The following is a 19616-nucleotide window of genomic DNA, read 5'->3' as shown; positions in this document are numbered from 1 at the left end:
CGCACCCGAGCCTCGGCAGCCACCAACTCGTCCACCGCAACCCGACCCCGGGCCGACCCCAGACCGTCCACCAGCCGCTCCAGCACCACCCACCGGTGACCGGCCACCAGGTGCTCGCGCGCCTCGGCGCGACGCGAAACGACGCCGCGCCCCACCCACAGCGCCACGTCGAACACCACGATGGCCCCGGTCGACGCGAGCAGCACAGTGCCCCACGTCGTCATCTGCAGACCCCACGACGCCGGGAGCAGGGCGACGCCGACGGTCACCTGGGCGAGCGCGCCGACCACGAGCAGCGAGCCCGTGGCGATCGCGCCGAGCACGGCCAGCCCGGTCACCCGGAACACGAACTGCAGGGCGCGTGCCCGCGCCTTCGCGCCCGCTCGCCACAGCATCACGGCCACCACGCCGGCGCCGATCACGGCCGCGACCGTCACCCCGACCGGCGTGCCGATCCACTGCCCGACCGACATGCCGACACCGGCGACCGAGCCGCTGCCGCCGACCGCTGCGGCCGGGGTGCCCGGCCCGAGCACCAGGTACGTGGTCAGGCCGACCAGGAGCGCGGCCCGGGCCACCACGCGGCCGCGGCCGACCGGCGCGTCCTCGGACCGGGTACCGGCCCGCAGCCCGGCCACCACGGCCGACGCGACGACGATCGAGACCCCGACGAGGACGGCGGCGCCTGCCCCGGCGGGTGCCACGGCGAGCCCCGCGCCCAGGGCCGTGGTCGCCACCAGGTCCGCGCGGGTGTCGAGGCCGGCCTCGCCGCGCCGGGCGATCACCTGCACCGCGGTCGCCGCGAGCAGCACGCCACCCGCGACGGGCAGCGCAGCGGCGATCCCCGGGCCGATCCAGGCCGCGAGCGTCACGAGACCCAGCGCCGGGCGTGCGGTGGTCAGCACGCCGAGCACGCCCGGCCGGGCCACCGGCTGCTCCTGGCCGACCAGGCCTCCCAGGCCGCCGCCGCCACGGGCCGCGCGCGAGCGCGCGATGAGCGGACGCAGCACGTCCCCGGCCAGCAGCACCGCGGCCATGGCCGCCGCTCCCGTCGCCACCAGCGCAGCGGTGGGCGCCGCGAGTGCGACGAGCGCTCCGGTCACCGTCACGGCGCCGACCAGCACGTACGCGGCGGGCCGTGACCGAGCCGGCACGGTGAGCAGAGGCACCCGGATGATCACCCGGGTGATCCGGTTGCGCTCCGCGGCGCGACCGGCGAGAGGAGACACCGTCCCGACCGGCGGGCCGCGGTTGCGCACGATCCGGATCGTCTGAGCCACGGCGCCGGCGAGGGCGAGCGCGCCGACCCCACCGGTGATCGCGGTCAGCGGGGCCACTCCTGCGAGGATCGCGGCGCCGCCGCCTGCGCCGGCGACGGTGACGGCGACGGCGACGACCGCCGCGGCGATCAGGCGGCCGCGGACCGGCGACCGCTTGGGCTCGGCGGGAGGCGCGCGCCCGTGGACGGCCTCGACGTGGGCGGCCATCACCAGCAGCGCCACGCGCTGGGCGCGGCTGCCCTCGGTGGGCCGCCGCACGTGCCCGGCGGCGTGCGCGGCGAGCGCGCCCAGCACGTCGGTGCCCACCAGCTCGCCGGCGCGAGCGCGCGCCAGGAGCGTGACCTGCTCGGCCGGCAGCACGTCCGCGAGCGCGCGGAGGTCGGTGATCCCGTGGATCGACAGCCACCCCTCGATCTCCTCGGCGGTGGCGGGCGCCGTCCGGGTCGACGGCAGGTCGAACACGAGGCGCATCGCGGTGGCGAGTTCCTCGTGACCCCACTCCGGGTCTGCGGCCAGCTGCTCGGCCGGCCCGCCCATGCCCGCGCGCGAGCGGGTGGTGACGTCGGCCTTGGCCAGCGTCCGGCGCAGGGTCCGGGTGGTCGTGGCCGGCAACCCGAGCCCGGCGAACTCGGTCGGGGACAGCGCCGCGAGCTGGGACACTGAGGTGATCCCCGCGTCGAGCAGGGCCTGGTAGACGGGGTCCGCCACCCGTCCGGGCAGATCGGCGACGAACCGCTCGATCCAGTCGGACTCGGCGTTCCACAGCGCATCGCGCTCGACCTGCGACACGCCACGCCGCGCCGCACCCAGCTCGTCGCGGACGTGCTCCCACATCCCCCGGGCGTCCGGCCCGTGCTCGGCGCGGAACCGCTCCACGATCGCGGCCCGCACGTCCGCCTCACCGAGCGCGCTCAGCTCGCCCGCGCGCGTCCGCAGCTGCGCGACGACGTGGTCGACGGCGGCAACGACGTCGGCCGCGGATGCCCCGGTGTCCGCCGCGATGTCCTCGACCGTCGCGCCGCGGGCGTAGGCGAGGAACGCGGCCAGCTGGTCGGCCGGGATCTCGGCGAGCACCGGCACCGAAGGCGTGTCCTCGGCGTCGGCCGCCGCGACGGGCTCGGCCGGCTCGGGGTCCGCGCCGGGCACGACCGCGGGATCGGGCGTGCCCTCCTCCTGGGCCGTCTCCGCCTTCGCGGCCTCCGCCTTCCGGGCCGCCTCCTGCTTCCGCTGATCCGCGACCAGGGCCGCGATCATCGCGAGCGTCGTCCGGTACTCGGCGTCCTGCATGTCGACCCGGTCGCGCACCTCGGCGTCACGCTGCTCGAAGGCGCGCAGTTCCGCGGCGAAGGCCTGCTGCCGCGCGGCCACGTCGGCGAAGTCCTGCGCCGTGTACCTGTACGGCTGCAGGGAGCGGGCCGGGATCAGCGTCGCGAGGAGGTCGGCGGCCTCGGCAACCCGCTGGAGGTAGGCGTGCTTCCGGGCATCGGACACCGACCCGGCCGCGTCCAGAACCGCCTCGACGTTCGGGTAGTACTCCACCGGCAGCCTGGCGGCATCCTTCGCCTTCGCGAGGTCCTCCGCGCTCAGCACGTCGGTGACGCCGGGGATCTGCTCATCCGTCCGCAGTGCGGTCAGGTACGCCTCGTCGACCTCCTTGTTCACCGCGGCGGCCGGCAGCGACGTCTTCTTCCACTGCCGCTTGCGCACCTGCTCCGGGGTGGCGTGCTTGCGGCCCGACTCGGCGGCGTGGGCGGCGGCCGCCGGGCCCATCATCGGCACGTTCGCCCGCTGCAGCGCCACCGCGACGATGCCGTCGATGCCGGGCACGGCGTTCAGCGGGCCCTCCATGGCCTCGGTCGAGCGGGCGCTCGTGCGCACCCCCTTGGAGGCCGGCTGGAAGGGCGCGTCCTCGAGCGAGCTGTACATCCAGGTCTGCCCGTGCTCGCCCTGGCGGCCGGCGCGACCGCGGATCTGGATCTCGGTGCGGGACTCGACCATGCCCACCCCGATGACGTGCAGGCCGCCGCCCGCGGGGTTGCCGAGGTACTCGGCGGCGTGCTGCTCGGCGCGGGCGAACGCGTCGGCGTACGCGGCGTCGTACTCCGTGGTGCCCGGACGCAGGTCCGGGTGCTCCTCGCGCATCAGCCGCGCCGCGATGCCCTCGGCGACCCAGCGCTCCGCGCCGGCCAGGGCCTCGGCGTACGCCGCGTCGTACTCGGGGGTGCCCGGCCGCAGGTCGGGGTGGTTCTCGCGCATGGCGCGCCCGGCGATGTTGTGCCGGACCATCTGGTCGGCCCGCGCGCGGGCCGCCGGGTAGGCGGCGTCGTACTCGGGCGTGCCCGGCCGCAGGTCCGGGTGCTCCTCCCGCATGATGCGGTCGGCCCGCGCCCCGACCGGGTCGATCTCGACGCCCAGGAACTCGCGGTTGTCCGCCACCCGGCGCTGGGCCTCCGCGTGGGCGCCCGCGTAGGCGGTGTCGTACTCGGGCGTGCCCGGCCGCAGGTCCGGGTGCTGCTCCCGCATGATGCGCCCGGCGATGGCGGTGGCTTCGCCGCCGACCTTGATGTCGGTGCCCCGGCCCCACATGAAGGTGGTGACGGTGATCTGGCCGGGCTCGCCGGCCACCTGCTTCGCCTGGGCCTCGGGCAGGGTGTCGGTCAGCTTGTCCCCGACCACCCGGTTGTGCTCGTACCCCAGCTCGGTGAGCCGCGCCGAGATCGCCCGCGCAGCGGCGGGCGAGTTGGCCTCGAACACCACCGGGTTGCCCTTGCGGTGCGAGTTCAGGCCTTGCTGGATCGCGGTCTCGTGCGACCCGGAGCCCGCCGGACCGTCCACCGTGTGGAAGACCTGCCCGGGGTTGTCGACCTTGTTGATCCCGTTGTGCGGGTCGATGTGCACCGTCTTCTTGCCGTACTGCGTGTAGAACTCGCGCTGCGCCGGGAGGTCGATGCTCCCCGAGCCACCCGTGTGCCACCTGCCCTCCACGAATTCGGGGGTGTACACGGACCAGCGGTACCGGGTCGGGACGGTGACGCCTTCCGCACCGAAGTGCAGGTACTCGAGGGTCTGCTGCAGCCCGAAGTCGTAGGTGCGTCCTTCCTCCTCGCGCTTCTGCCAGCTGCTGAGCGGCTTGATCTTCTTCGACCCGGCATCGACGCGGTAGTCGACCTCCTCGCGGAAGAGGCCCTCCTTCACCGCGAGGCGCTGCTCGAGCCAGGTGCGCAGGGGCGCGTGCTTCGTCGTGCCCAGGTTGCGCGCCAGCGCGGCGAGCGCGGGGTTCTCGCTCGTGGCGAAATCGCGGACCTTGGCGACCCCGGCCTCGGTCAGCTCGACCCCGGTGTCGCGGACCGCGTAGTCGGTGCCGCGTTCGAGCTTGGGAGCGACCCGATCGGACCATTCGACCTCCCGCAGCGGCTTGGCGCCGCCGGGAACCGGCTCGTTCTGGGTGAACGGGGTGGCGCCCTCGTCCTTGACGATCGCGTCGATCTCGTCGATCACGTGGGGCCGGTCCTTGCCCCGCGTCACGGGACCCACCCTGCCGGGGGCCTTGTCGTGCTGGAAGTCGAACCGGAACGCGTCGTAGGTACCGACCGTGATGCGCTGGTTGTGGGCCTCCTTCGCCGCTCCGATCGGCTGCCCGTCGAAGGTCTCCCCGACGGACCGGTCGAAGAGCTTGAAGACGCCCGCGTTGTCGTCGACGAACTGGGCGACCAGGTCGCGGTTCACGGTCTCCCATGTCGCGCCCAGCGGGTGCATCGACCGGATGACCAGGATCACGCCCTCGACGTACGACTTGCCCTCGCCCGGGTCCATCCTGAACAGGTGCCCGTCGCGGGCCGCTGCGGTGATGGCCGTGAGCTGGCCCCGGCGCAGCGTGATTCCCTGCGCGTCCTTGCCGCCGGCGAGCTCGTAGCCCTTGGCCACGAGCGCCGTCACCTCGACGAAGCTCGTCTCGTCGGCCAGCAGCGCGTCCAGGGTCTGTTCCCGGTCGCGCACCTTGGCCTCGTACGAGTCGAGCAGCTTCCGGACCTGCTCGCCGTCGTTCGGCAGGCGACGCACAGCGGCCTCGACGCGGTCGACGATCGGGTCGTAGGCAGCCGGGTCGACCTCACTCTCCTCCGTGCGGCGCGGCGCTGCCTCGGCCTCCAGCTTCGGGGCACGTGGCCCTGCGGGCGCGTCGGCCACGCTGCGGGCCGGCTCGCCGGTCTCGGGCGCGCTCCGCTCCGGTGCGGCGCCGCTCTCGGGCGTGCTCCGCCCCTCGCCTGCCACCGGGGCGTCGCCCTCGGTGTGGCCGCCCGTGACCGCGCGGGGTGCCGGGCCGCCTGCCTCGTCGCCGCTCTCGTACGAACGGGCCGACTTGGCGCCCACCCGCGCCGGGAGGTCCACCGCCGCCTTGGCGCCCTTGCCACCGGCGACCATGACCGCCTTGGCGTCCCGGAGCGCGGCCGCCGCCTCGGCGTCCGTCAGGGGCCCGCTACGCCGGTTGTCGTAGAGGTGGACCCCCGTGGAGGTCTTCCTCCAGGACAGCAGGTGCGAGGTGCCACTGCCGTCCGTCCAGCTCCAGAGGAAGCCCTCGGCATCGGGTGCCGCGGCGTCCACGTCCCGCCCGAACTGCTCCTCGGTCGTCGGACGGAACCGACCACCGTTCTCGCGCTCGAGCGTCCTGCGGACCTTGGCCGACCGCTGCCACTTGCGCGTGGCCTTGATCTGACCCGGGTCCACGTCCTCCGGATGCGCGGCCCGCGAGCGTGCACACGCGACCGCGGCGCAGTTGCCTCCGGGCACGGGCCCGAACTTCGCGCCGAGCTTCGCGCGCAGCCGGCTGAACCAGCCACTCCGCTCACTCGAACCGCCCGATGCCGAGGCATCGGATCCGGTCTTGCTGTTCTGGGTGCCGGCGGCCGGGTTCTCGCCCGCCGGGTGTGCCGCGCCCCGCGTGGGGGTGCGGTCGAGGGTTCCGTCGGTGTCAGGTCCTGTGCCTGGCAGCTCCTCCTTCGCGTTCTGGTCGTGCCGGGTACCGGTGGGTCCTGCCTGGCCGTCCTCCGTGTGCTCGATCCCCGGGCGCCGCTCGGTTGCGCGAGCGCCCTCCGGCTTGGTCGTGCTCGTTCCGTCAACGGCGGGGCCGACCGCAGAGGTGGGCTCGCCGTGCTCCGGCACCGCGGGGGTACCGGCGTCGACCTCGGCAGCACGTGCGCCGTGGTCGGTGGTCGAGGTGGTCCGGTCGGCTGGAGGACCACGCGGGTTGCCGGGCTGGTACTCCGGGGTCCCGGCCGGATCCGACTTCACCTCGGTCGGGTCCGAGAACACCTTCGGGTCGGTGTTCTTCGGGTCCGGGCCGGTCCCGCTGTGCGGGTCGCCGCCACCGGTCCTGTTGTCCTCGCCCCGGTTGGCGCGCAGGCTGCGGCTCTGCCCCGGGAGGAGCGAGTCCGCGCCGCGCACCGGGCTGCGGTTCGGGTTCGTCGGTTCGGACTGGCGCGGCCCGCTCTGCTGCTGCCCGCCGCCCTGGTTGGGCACGCCGCGGTTGCCCGGGCCCGTCTCACCACTGCCGCCGCGCGTGCCGCCGGTCTCCGACCCGGTGCCCCGCGCGCCGTTCTGGGCGCCGCCGCCGTTCTGGGTTCCGCCGTTCTGGGCGCCGCCGTTGCGAGCGCCACCGTTCTGGCCGCTCTGGCTACCGCCCCCCTGCGACCCGGCGCCCGGGGCCCCGCTGCCCTGCATCTGGCCGTTCTGCATCCCGGCGCCGCGCTGCGGGCCGCCGTTGAACAGCCGGTCGAGCACCCGCTGCGCCCAGCCACCACGCTGGACCTGCCCGCCCGGCGCCTGGTTGCCCTGCACCGGACCGTTCTGCGTCCGGACGTTCTGGGTCGGCCCGTTCTGCGTCTGACCGTTCTGGGTCCGGACGTTCTGGCCCTGCACGTTCTGGGTCTGGGCCCCGCGCTGGACCTGCTGCCCGCCGGGGGTCTGCTGCTGGGTCTGCTGGCCGCGCAGCTGTGTGGGCAGGAGCCGCTGCACGGATCCGGCCGCCCGCTGCACGCCACGTTGCACCGACTGCGCCACCCGCTGCGCACCGCGCTGGACCGACTGCGGCGCGATCCGCTGCACGTTCCGCTGGATCGACTGCGCCGCCCGCTGCGCGCCGTTGCGCACCGACTGCGCCGCCCGCTGCACGGTCCGCTGCACGGACTGCGCCACCCGCTGCACCGTCCGCTGCGCGAACTGGGCCACACGCTGCACCGTCCGCTGCGCGAACTGCGCCACACGCTGCACCGTCCGCTGCGTGCGGGTCTGCTCCGCGCCGCGCTGCGTGCGGTTCTCCTGCACCCGCTTGCCCGGGCTCTCCACCGTCCGCTGCGTGCGCGACGGCCGCGGCTGCTGCTGCCCGGGCCGGGGCGCCTCGCTCTGCGCGGCGCGGCGCGGCGTGGTCGGCGCGCCCTGGCGCGGCGTGGTGGGCGTCGGGGGAGCGGTCCTCGTCCGGGCCGGCAGCCCGCTGGGCGCGTCCCGGCCCCTGTCCCCGACAGAGGCGGGCGGCACGACCACGAGGTTCATCTCGGGGTCCCGGCCCCGCATGATGTTCACGTTCGTGCGGAAGTCGTTCCACACGAACCGCGGGTTGATGGGCGAGGCCTGCCACGCACCACGCACGCCGTTGCCCTGCCGCACGCTCGCGCGCGTGTTGCCTCCGCCCTTGATCCCGGCTGCACCGAGCGTGAAGAGGCCGACAGCGGCATCGATCTTGAACTCGTCGCGCTGCTCCGGGCTCATGTCGTCCCAGTTGCGGATCGCCTCGCCTGTGGAGTGGACCATCTGGGCGCCGAACCCGGCCCCACCGACCAGTGCGGTTGCCGTTCCCCCGGCCCGCAGGCCTCCGCCGACCCTCCCAGCGGTACCGGCAGTGGTGCCGAGGCGGCCGACCCCTCCGACGAACCTGGCGGCCGTACCCACGCCGACGAGGCCCGCGGAGCCGATCGTGATCCAGTTCTGGAGTCCCACGCCGTCGGTCAGGCTCTGGTTGTGCTGCGACCGCTGGTGCTGGTCGATGCCGGCGGAGATACCGAACACGACCCCGCTCGCCACGAAGGAGACCGTGGCGGCCGCCGAGAGGGTGGTCCCCACCACTCCGGTCGTCAACGCGGCGATGCCGAAACCCGAACCGACGCCGGTTGCGATCAGCGCGACACCACCGGCGATGAGCAAGCCACGCCCGGCCCACTTCAGGCCCGTCTTCCAGCCGGGATCCTCGTGGCCGTCGACCTCCTCGAACCGGCCCGGTGCGCCCACCTTCGCCGACATGAGGTCCTCGGGCAGGATCAGGACCTGGTCCCCGGCGAGCTCGTTGTGCTTCTGGTAGTCGCCGTAGTCGTCGTAGATCGCGCCGGTGTGGTCGACCAGCTTGGCGTTCCCGTCGGCGTCGGTCACCCGGAACAGGACCCAACTGCCGATCTCCGACGAGTCGTTAGGGTCGATGGCGTAGCCGTTGATGACGGCCACTTCCTCCTTGCCGTCGCTCCACTTCTCACCGACCATGTCCTGGATCGCCTGCATGGCGCGGTCGACGTTCTCCTTGTTGACCTCGCCGGTCTCCGGGTCCTTGTTCGCGTCCTCGAACATCTTTTGCAGCTTGGTGCGGTCTGTCGCCTTCTGCAGCGCCGCGAACTGACCCGCCTGCTCGGAGGCGGTGGCCCGGGACGCATAGTTGGCGATGGCGTCCTCGTCGAGGTTCCTGAGCGCCTTCCCGCCTGGGCCCTCGAGGGTCTTGTACCCGGGCGAATTGACCACCGAGTTGAGCACGTACAGCATGTCCGCGCGCCCGCTGGACGGCAGCTGGATCAACCGGCGGTTGGACTTGTCCGGCTTACCGTCCGGCCCGATCGCGTAGGCGAAGAGCTTGGAGTCAGCCGAGCGCGAGCCGAGGTCGCGGGCAACCGTTTCGTAGTTCAGGCCCGCCGTGCGGGACAGCCGCATGACCTCCGTGGCGAGGTCCTTCTTCCCGGCCTTCATCAGGTCGTTCGCGATGCCGTACGCCCGCTGCTGGAACTTGTTCCACTTCTCCAGCTGGTCGGCCATGCCGCCCTCGCCGTTCTCGCGGGCGAGCCGGATGTCGAGATCGGTGACGGAATCGGGCGACTGGAAGGGCAACGGGTTCTTCTTCGCCTGATCCGCGAGCAGGTCGTTGGTGGCGTCGATCTTGTCCCAGTCGCCCAGGATCCCGTCGCGCAGCGCGTTGAGCCGGTCCGCCTCGGCGTTGAGCCGGTCGGCCTCGGCGTTGAGCCGGTCGACATCGGCTTGGGTGGCGGCCCCTTGCGCGAGCTTCCGCTCGTAGGCCGCCTTGGCGTCCTTGTACGCGACGGCCCGCTCGTCGTACGCGTTGGTGCGCAGGCGCAGGTCCTCCTTGTGGCCCACGACGGCCATCTCGGTGATCGACCGCGCGTTGAGCTGGGCCTGCTGGTCGGCCGTGAGCCGGATGAAGTCGACGCCCTCCTTCTTGCCCTCGACCGCGAGCTGCGCCGCCTCGACCGGTGACGAGACGATGATCTTCCCGGTGCTGTCGAGCGGGCGGCCCTTGGCGTCGAGGTGCAACCGCTGCTGCAGCTCGGCCCTGGTCGCCGCCGGGTCGTGGGTGCCCGAACCCGCCGACCGGGCGTTGGTGTCGATGAACAGCTCCTCGGCCTGCAGCTGGTCCAGGCCGTTGACGATGCCCCGGTCGACGTCGAGCAGCGGGAACCGCGTCTGCGCCGTGGCGAAGAGCTCGCGCTCCGGCTCGGTCAGCGTGGACGTGCCGCCCGTCCGCTGGATCTTGTCGAGGATGGTGTTGAGGCCGGGCAGCTCCTTGTTGCCCCGATCCTTCACGTACTGGGCGTTCGACTCGGCCGCGGCGGCCCGCGCCTGGGTGAAGGCCTTCTCGACCACGGTCAGCGGCCGCAGGGCCTTCTTGTACCGCTCCTGCTCGTCCTTGCTCAGCGACGCGAGGGCCCCCGGGCTCAGCGGCGGCAGCGGGTCGCCCTCCTTGACACCGAACTTCGCCAGGTCCTTCGCCAGCTGCTTGTCGACCTTGGTGTCCATCGCGGGCCGCGTGTAGCTGGGGTCGAACAGCGGCATCCAGCTCGGGTCGGCCTCACCGCGGCCCATGACCATCGTGTCCGGGTCTCCGCCGGTGCACCCGTTGGCGCCCGCACCCTTGCCGCAGTACCAGCCGTCGTTCGGGCCGTACTTGTCGAGGTTGTTCGTGTCCGGCTTGCCGTCCCCGTCGGTGTCGATCCGCTTGTCCGGGTTGGGGTAGAGCAGCACCGTCGGCTTGCAGCTGCCGGCGTCGCACTGCAGCTCCTTGGGCTGACCGTCCCGGTCCTTGGTGATGCCCAGGCAGGTGCCGCTGCCGTAGCAGACGCCGAAGCCGCCGTTGCCCTTCGCGTCGCGATAGCCCTGGACGAAGCCGCAGCCCTTGCCCTCGCAGTACTGCGCGTCGCCCTGCGGGGTGTAGCTGGCGACGTTGCCGTCCTCGAGCATCTCGACCTGGAAGTAGCCGTTCGGCGTCTTGCTGCTCTTGTTGCCGGCGAACTCGTCGTGCATCGCGCAGCGCGCCGAGCACACCCGCATGGTCGAGTCGGTGTAGAACAGGTCGCTCTTCTGGCAGCGCATCGTGCACATGGAGTCGGACGCGCCCACCGTCCAGTGCACCTCGTTGCCCGGCAGCCTCTCAATGCACCGGCCCACGCAGTCGACGCTGCCGCCCTTCCCGGCTGCGTCCGGGGTGACCACGATGAGGCGGTCGGCCGCGGTCGCCTTCCCCTTCACGGGCTTCTCGCACTGCAAGGTCCTGCAGCCGGCCACCTTGCCGTACGTGTTCTCGATCTTCCTGCCGTCGGGCAGCTCGACCGACCCGGACTGGCCGTACATCTCGTACTTGCCGTGCGCCAGGCCCCGGCCCGCCGTGAGGACGAACGCGGTGTTGGGCTTCCACTTGCCCACCTCGCCCGGGCCCTGGCGGGTCGGGGTCGGACCGTCGCCGTTCGCGATCATCTTCACGCCCTCGAAGGACGTGAACCGGCCTTCCCCGTTCCAGGACGCCGCGGCCGAGTTGCCGAACTGGTCCCGGGCCACGAGCCAGGCATCGGCACCCTTCGTGCCGGACTTCCCGCCGATGTCGAAGGTGTCGACGACGGGCTTGCCGCCCTTCGTCTTTCCGTTGGACAGCGTGCCGTGGCAGCCCGTCGGGCAGGCCACCACGAACGGCCCGCCCTTCGGGTCGCCGTAGCTGGCGGTGACGCCACCGCCGCCCTTCCCGGTGACGGTGCTGCCGGAGAAGGCGTCCTTGATCGAGCCGGTGGTCTTCGCCCAGCCCATGCCGCGGCCCTGGTCGTCGCGGTAGCTGCCGGCTTCCTTCGGGTCGGTGGCCGTGTCGTACTTGCTGCCGCCCGGCGCGGTCGGGTTGTTGACGACGAGGTTGCCGTCCTTGCCCACGGTGAGCTTCTGCCCGCTCGCGCCCACACCGGCCGCCTCGGCGCACTCGGACCTGGTGCAGGTCTGCCAGGCACCGTCCTTCTTGTCGCCCAGGTCGCGGTAGCGGTACTTGCACTCGTTCCCGTTGCACTGGAACTCGGCGCCGTAGCGGTTGTCACCGATGCCGCGCAGCTTCGGCCGGCCGGTGTGGGGGTCGATGATCGGCTCGTGCGTCTTGGGGTCGATCTCGACGCCGGCGGCCTGGGCGCGCTTCCAGCCCGCATCCACGGTCTTCACCCAGCTGCTCGCGCCGTCCTGCGTGAACTCGGCGCAGTACCCGGTGCAGTAGGCGTTGCCGCCGTTCTTCTGGCCGGGGATCGCGATGGCGGTGACACCGCAGCCGCCGTTGTTACCCGAGCACTGGGCGGTCTTCCACGCGGTGTGGTAGCCGCCGTCCTTGTGCCAGGTGGCGGACTGCTCCGGGCCCTTCCTGGAGTCCTTCGCCTTCGCGAAGAAGGGCGCGTCGCAGTTGGCCGCACCCGAGCACGACGCCGACGCCGACGCGTTGTTGCCCTTGGCGTAGGCACTGACCGACACCGCGACCCCGCCGCCGCCCATGCCGCCACCACCGGAGCCGGACGCGCGCGCCCACGCGTACGACCCCGTCTGCGGGTCGCGGGCGGAGGCCGAGCGGGAGGCCGAGTAGGAGTGGCTGCAGTGGGTGCCCTTCGTCCCCATGCAGGACGCCGAGGCCTGCGCCGAGTTGGCGGCACCGGCTGCCGCGGCCGTGGTCATCACCTGGCCCGCGCCGGTCTTGCCCTTGCCCCAGCCCACCGCGTCGGCCTTGGCGCCGGGGGCGGACGCGTGGCTCTCCGCCCGGTAGGAGTAGCGGCACCCGGAGTTCGCGCTGCCCTGGCAGGACGCCCCCGCCATGGCGTAGTCGGCGGTCGCCTTCGCCACCGCGCTGGTGCCGCACCACCCGCTGCCGGCGCCGCCCCGCGCGCCGCAGGTGGCCGTGGCCGTGGCGCGGTTGCCGCCTGCGGCCGACTTCGCCTTGCTGCTCGCCGCGAAGCGGTAGCCGCAGGTCGAGCCCTTCGTGCTCTGGCAGCTGGCGGAGACCTGGGTGCCGCCCTCGGTGGCGCCCACCCGGCTGGACCCCGCGCACTGCCCGTTCGTCCCCGCCGTGCAGTCGGTGACCGACGTCGCGCGGTTGACGCCGCCCGGCGCCGCCGCGCGGGCGCTGCCCTCGGTGTGGGTGCGGCACCCGGTGCCGGCGCACATGCCGGTGACCTCGGCAATGCCCTCGGCGGTGAACCCGCCCGATCCGGACAGGCAGGCCCCGGCCGCCGCGCAGGTGGAGGTGGCGCGCCCGGTGACCTTCGCCGCCCCGACGGCGTGCGACCGCGACGAGGTGCGGGTGGCGCAGCCGGTCTTGGTGCCGTTGTCACAGGCCGCGCTCACCTGCGCGGTGGTGGTGGCGAACCGCTTCTCGGCCGGCACGTCCCGCGAGGTGGCCGTGGCGGAGGAGGTGGCGGTGATCTGTGCCCGGCACACGGTGGTGCCGTCACAGCCGGTGCTGCCGGCGGCGGTGCTGGTGCTGCGCCTGCCTGCCGGCCCGGCGACCGCGTCGGCGCTCCCGGTGAGCGAACCGGTGCAGCCCGCCTCGGGGCAGTCGATCATGGAGCCGGCCTGCGCCTGCCCGGTGATACCCGGGATCGGCTTCGCCTTGCCCTTGTTCTTGCCCTTGCCGTCCTCGGGGGCGTCGCCCGCGTTGCGCACCGTGGTGGCGGTGGCGTCGCTCGACACGGCACACCCGTTGGCGGCCGCGGTGCAGCGGGCCGCGGTCTGCGTGCGTCCCGGCGTGCCACTCGTGCCCGCGGTGGTCGCGGCGGTGCAGCCCGGTCCGGCGCACTCGGCGGTCGCGTTCGACTGCGACAGCGTGGACGGCGCGTCGGTCACCGGCTTCGCGGCCTGCTTCGCGGCCTCGGTGGCGGCCTTGCGCGCGTCCTTCGCCGCAGCGGCGGCGTCGGCGGCGGTCTTCTTCTGTGCTGCGGTCGCACCCGGTCGGGCGGCGACCTTCGCGGCCTGCGCGGCGCGCTGCTCGGCCTCGATGGCCTGCTGCTTCGCCTGCTCGGCCTGGTTGTTCTGCTGCTCCGCGATGATGTCGGCCACGACCTGGCCGGAGCCCGCGGAGGACTCGCTCTGGACATGGCAGCCGCTCGGCGTAGTGCTGCAGCTGCCGCTGGAGGTGGAGGTGCCGGTCCCCGGAGGACCACGCGCCCCGCCCTTGCCGTTCATCGCGGCCGGCCCGTCGCTGCCGGTGGCCGAGGTCCGCGCCGTGCCGGTGCACACCGTGCCGCCGGCGCAGTCCATCGTGGCGTTGGCCATCGTCCAGCTGGACGCGCCCGGCACCGTCGGCCCGCCCTGGTTCGCCGACGAACCCGGCGCCACCGGAGCGGGCACCGTGGCCGGCTGGTCCTGACCGTCGGCCGGAGCCTGCTGCTGCTCCTGCTCGCCGGTGGTCTCGGACGTGACCGTCGCGTTCGCGGTGGACCGCGCCTGGACGAGCGGGGTGATGATGTTGGCGTTCGGCTCGCTCGAGGCGCCGGAGTTGGTGACCGCCTGGCACACCCCGCCCGAGACGCCCTCGCACGAACCCGTGCTGCGGGAGCCCCGCGCATCCGGGGACACCGACGGGTTGGTGGCGGAGGCCGAGCTGGTGACCTTGCCGGTGCAGGTGGCCTGGCCCTCGCAGAGCATCGACGCGCCGGCCGCAGAGGCCGCCGACGGGCCCGCCACCAGCCGGGCCTTGTTCACCTGCTGGGCCTGCCCCTCGGCCTGCGGGCCGGAGAGCGCCAGCGCCGAGCCGGGACCGGTGGACGCGGTCGACACCGACTGCACCTGGCAGCCGCCGGTGCCGCCCGTGCAGGACGCGGTGCCCTCGGACGTGCGCGGCTTGCCCTTCGCCACCGCGCCGTCCCACGCGCTCGTGGTGGTGCGCACGGACCCGTGGCAGGTGGTGCCCGCCGCGCAGTCGAGGCTCGCCGACGAGGTCGAGGTGGACGACGGCCCGGTCATCGACTGGCCGGCCAGCGGCAGCCCGGTGTTCGGGTCGACCGCCACGTAGTCGGGCGCGCTGGAGGCCGCCGAGCTCGCCTCACCCGCGCAACCACCTCCCGTGACCGTGCACTCCGCCGTGGACGACGTGCCGCGGGCGTGCGGGGTGACCCCGGTGTCACGCGCGCTCGTCGAGCTCTTCGCCGTGCCGCCGCACTCGGTGGACGCGCCCGAGCAGGTCACCGACGCGTCCGCGTGCGACACGCTCACCGGGCCGGACACCGCCGCCACACCGGCGGGCCCCGGGTTCTCTGCCGGGTCACGCTCGGTGACCGCGCTGTCCACCGCGGTGCTGCAACCGCCGCCCGCGCCGTGTGCGGAGCAGGAGGAAGTGCCGGTGCTGTCGCGCACGCCCTTGACGTCACCCGACGCGCCGGCCGACGTGGTGCTCGACCCGGACGCCACGCACGCGGCACCGGCGCACTCGGCCTCGACGCCCGCGGTGCTCGACGCCGACAGCTCGCGGGTGGCGAGCGTGCGGCCCGATGCGGCCGCAGCCACCTGCTCGTCCCAGGACGGCTCCGCGGCCCGGTCCGATGCCTGCGAGTCGGACTCCACGCCGCACCCGCCGGTGGTCGCCTTGCACTGCGCGGAGGCCTTCGTGGTGCGCACCGGGGCCGCCTTGGCCTTGCCCGCCGGGGCGCCCTTCGTGGTGCCGGTGGTGGCGCTGGTCGCCGTGCCGCGGCAGCCCGGGGCGTCGCAGTCGACGTTGGCGCCCGCGGAGCTCGACACCGACGCGTCGCCGTCGGTCAGCGACGCCGGCCGGATCACGCCGGTGCGGCGGTCGACCGACGCCTCGCGCTCGTCGACCTCGCTGTCCACCTGCGTGCTGCTGAAGGCCTGGCAGCCGCTGCCTGCCGACTCGCAGGAGGCCTTGCCGCTGCCGGTGCGCTGCGCGGCGGTGGTGCCGCGCCCGGTGCCCGAGGTGGCGGTGGTGCCGGTGCCGGTGCAGCCCGCGCCGCAGCCGACCTCGACCACCGCGTCGCTCTCGCCGTCGCTCCCGGCCTCATCCTCGTCGCCGGCCTCCGACTCGCTGCGCGTGGAGCACCCGCCACCGGAGACAGTGCAGTTCGCCTTGCCGTCGGTGGCCGACCGCGCGGCCGCCTTCACCGCGGGGTTCGCGTCGTGGCCGGCGTCGGTGCTGCTGCTCGCCGACCCGGTGCACCCGGCGCTGCAGTCGACGTCGGCATCGGCGACGACCTCGTCGGCCGAGTCCTCGTCGCCCAGGTCCACCCGGGTCGAGGTGCCGCAGCCGCCCGCGCCCTCGCAGCGCGCGGTGCTGTTGCCCTTGCGCTGCGACGCGCCGGTCGCCTCGTCGGTGTCGTCCGAACCCGCGGTGCTCGCCAGGCGGGTGGCCGGACGCTCGCTGCCCGACCCGGTGCTGCTGCTGTCGCAGGTGCCGCCCGCGGTGTCGCACCCGGCCTCGGCGCCCTCCCGGTCGGCCCGCGACTCGGTGTCGCAGTCGCCGGTGCAGGCCGCCTGCGCGGCCGTCCGCCGCTCGGAGCCGTCCGGTGACGGCCCGTCCCGGCCCGGCCCGGTCGATTCGGTGCGACAGGCCCCGCCGCCGGACTCGCACTCCGCCGACGCGCCGTCGCGGTCGGCGCGGCTGGACTGGTCGCACCCACTGCCGTCACATCTGGCGGAGGCCTTCGTGACCTCACCGTCGGCGCCGCGGCGGGACGCACTGCTCCCGCAGCCGGAGTCGTCGCACGACGCCTCGGCCTTCGAGCCCCCCGAGGAGGACGAGGCCCCACATCCGGAGGAGACCCCGGACAGGCACAGCTTCCGGTCGGAGTCGCGCTTCCCGTCGGCCGATTCCGAGGCCGACCCGCATCCCGTGAACGCCCCGTCCGAGTCGCACCCGGCCGCCGAGCCCTCGCCGTCCAGGTCGTCCTCGTCGACCGTGCGCACCTCGCGGTCGGTGGCGTCCATCAGGTCTTCGGTGGCGTCGTAGACGTCGTTGCGCCGCTTCTCGTACGCCTTGACGTGCTTCTTGTGCGCGGCCGCCGACACCTTGCCTGAGGCGACGGCCTTCTTCTCCGCCGCCAGCTTCTTCTCGCCGGCGTCGAGCTCCTCGTGCCCGTCGACGACCTCGTCGACCAGCTCGGCCCGGTCCTCCGACAGCGCGGCCCGCTCGGCCTCGTACCGCTGCGCCAGCGTCTTGTGCGCGGCAGCCTGCTTGTCGTACTCGGCCTTCGTGGCCTTGCCCGAGGCCACGTCCTTCTTCGTCTTCGCGAGCTTCTTCTCGCTCTTGTCCACCTTGATCCGGTCCTCGAGCACACGCTCCGTGCGCTCGGCCGAATCGTCGTCGTCCCACTCGTCCTCGTCGTCGCCATCCCGGTCGCGCGGTGGGGCGCGGGAGCGGGAGTCGGAGAACTCGCGCGACGCCAGCAACGACACCTCGTCCGCCGAGAGGCCGGAACAGCCGCCGTCGCCGCACAGCTTCTTGCGCTCGCTCGCGTCGAGGTCGGCCACCTTCTTCGCCTTGCCGTCGTCGTCGGACGCGGCGAGCAGCTTCGCGACGGCCTTTCGGTCGCGGGCCGCGGACTTCTCGGTGGCCTTCCGGACCTCGCCGTCGGCCTTGCGGGCCTTGGCCTCGGCGCGCTCGGCGTGCTCGGTCGCCACCCGCGCGGCGTCACGCGCCAGCCCCTTCACGGCCTTGCGGGTGTCGGCGTCGACGTCGCCGTCGCGCACATCGCGGGCGATCTCGCCGGCCCGCTCGACGAGCCGCCGCACGTCGCCGCGCCGGTCATCGTCGTCGGACCTGCCGGTGTCCTTGCCTGCCCGGTCGCGCGAACCGACGGCGTCGGCGATGTCGCCGGCCAGCTTCGCCCACTTCCGCGCACGCTCGTCGGAGCCGGAGTCCTTCTTCTTGCGATCGTCGCGTGGGTCCTCGTCGGCACCGGAGCGGGTGACCCGGCCGATGAACGTCGCCAGGTCGTCGTCGGACGTCGCCTTGCCGGCCTTCTGCTTCCCCTCGGCACGACGGGCGGAGCCGTCCTCGTCGTCCTCGCGTCCGGACCGCTTCCCCTCGACCCGCTTCGCGAACGCCTCGATCGCGCGCCGGATCTTGTTGTCGTCGGCGCTCTCGTCCTTCTTCTTCTTGCGCGCGCTCCGGCCGTCGTCGTCCTTCTTCGACCGCGCCTTCTCCTCGGCCTTGTCGGCCAGCTCCTCGGCCCAGCGCCGCACCGCGCGCTCGGCGCGCTCGCGCTCCTTCGAGGCGGTGGCTCCCGATGCGGTCGCGTCGTCCTCGTCGCCGCCCTCGGTCGACGCGCGCTCGCCCTTCTTCTGGCGGCGCTCGTGCCCGGCGTCGTCGCGGTCGTCGTCGGACCGGGAGGCGCGCTCGCGGGCCTCGCGGATCTTGTCGCGCGCCTCGCCGAGCGCCTCGCGCACCCGCTTCCGGACGGACTCGCGCACCCGCTTGCCCGCGTCGCCGTCGGACGCCTCGTCCTCGTCGTCGGAGCCCCGCGACGCGATCGTGCGCACCTCGTCCCGGTCGCCGTCACGGGCGCCCTCGGAACGGTCGCGGCCGGCGTCCTCGTCCGATTCACCGCGGCTGCGCGCTCGATCCCGGGACTCCTCCCGCTCGTCCTTCGCAGCCTTCTCGGTCTTCTTCTCGGACTTCTTCTGCTCGGACTTCTTCGCGGACTTCCGCTCGTCCTTGCCGGAGTCGTCGTCCTCGTCGGAGTCGTCGGACGCCTTCACCTTCGTGTCCGGCCGCTTCGGGGACTCGTCGTCACCCTCGTCCGAGTCCTTCTCGGACCTCTTCTTCTCAGACTTCTTCTCCGACTTCTCGGACTTCTTGTCGTCCCAGTCGGACTTCTTCTCCGACTTCTCTTCCTTCTTGTCCGAGCTCTTCTCGGACTTCTTGTCCTTCTTCTCCGACTTCTTGTCGGACTTCTTGTCCTTCTTCTCCGACTTCTTGTCCTTCTTCTCCGACTTCTTCTCGGACTTCTTGTCCGACTTCTTCTCGGACTTCTTGTCCGACTTCTTCTCGGACTTCTTGTCCGACTTCTTCTCGGACTTCTCGGACTTCTTCTCCTTCTTGCCCGAGTCGCCGTCACCGCCGTCACCGTCGCCCTTCTTGCTTCCACCTCCCTTCGTCGGGCTCGACTGAACGGCCGCCGCCGGCACCACGACCGCCGCGGACGCGGGAGTGGCGAGGAACGCCGCCCCGATCCACAGCACCACCACGGCACCGGCCAACCCGAACACCCACCGCACGACCCACAGGAGCCGGTCCATCGCCGAGAGCCGCAGCCGCACGGCACCAGCGCACACGGGGAGGCCGAGGGCCTCACCGTCGTACGCGTGGTTCCGGGACATGAGCGGCAACTCCCACAGATCGGGTGGAGAAACACCAGAGAGGTTTCGCGGCCGCGACGGGAAGTCGCAAAAAGGCACACGAAGACATGCGAAAACAGAGCTGTACGCGCGCGTCGCGCCTGGGGCAGCGACCCGCAACCAGACGGGAAAACACGCCCGGTGCACTCCGCGATCCGTGGAACCGCCCGTCGCGCTACGTCAGCAACCGGTGGATCCGGGACCGCTACCTCCCCCTCGGGGGAAAGCAACCTGGAAGCTACCAGACGTTCATCATCTTCGTCCAGACCGATCTCCCCGCCGGCCCGGCACGGGCCGTCCGCCGCGCGGCTCGGCCGTCGCGCAGATGACCGGCCACCGGCTCGAGGGGGACCGGAGAGCGAGGCCGGGTCGCGCCCGGGGCCAGAATCGGTGACCATCCGAGGGCCACCACGCCGCACGGCCGCCGTCGAACGGAGTGCGGAA

Annotated in this window: 1 protein-coding gene; it reads right to left on the bottom strand. The window is 73.3% G+C overall.

All coding sequences use genetic code 11. The annotated features are described in order from the left end of the window. On the bottom strand, positions 1-19154 hold a 19154-nt coding region (locus tag ACFPL3_RS39905; protein ID WP_379590810.1), incomplete at its 3' end, for a preprotein translocase subunit SecA. Positions 19155-19616: the final 462 nt, after the last annotated feature.

This window comes from Pseudonocardia zijingensis, assembly GCF_042657305.1.
GTDB lineage: Bacteria > Actinomycetota > Actinomycetes > Mycobacteriales > Pseudonocardiaceae > Pseudonocardia > Pseudonocardia zijingensis.
This window is presented reverse-complemented; position numbering and strand designations above follow the sequence as displayed.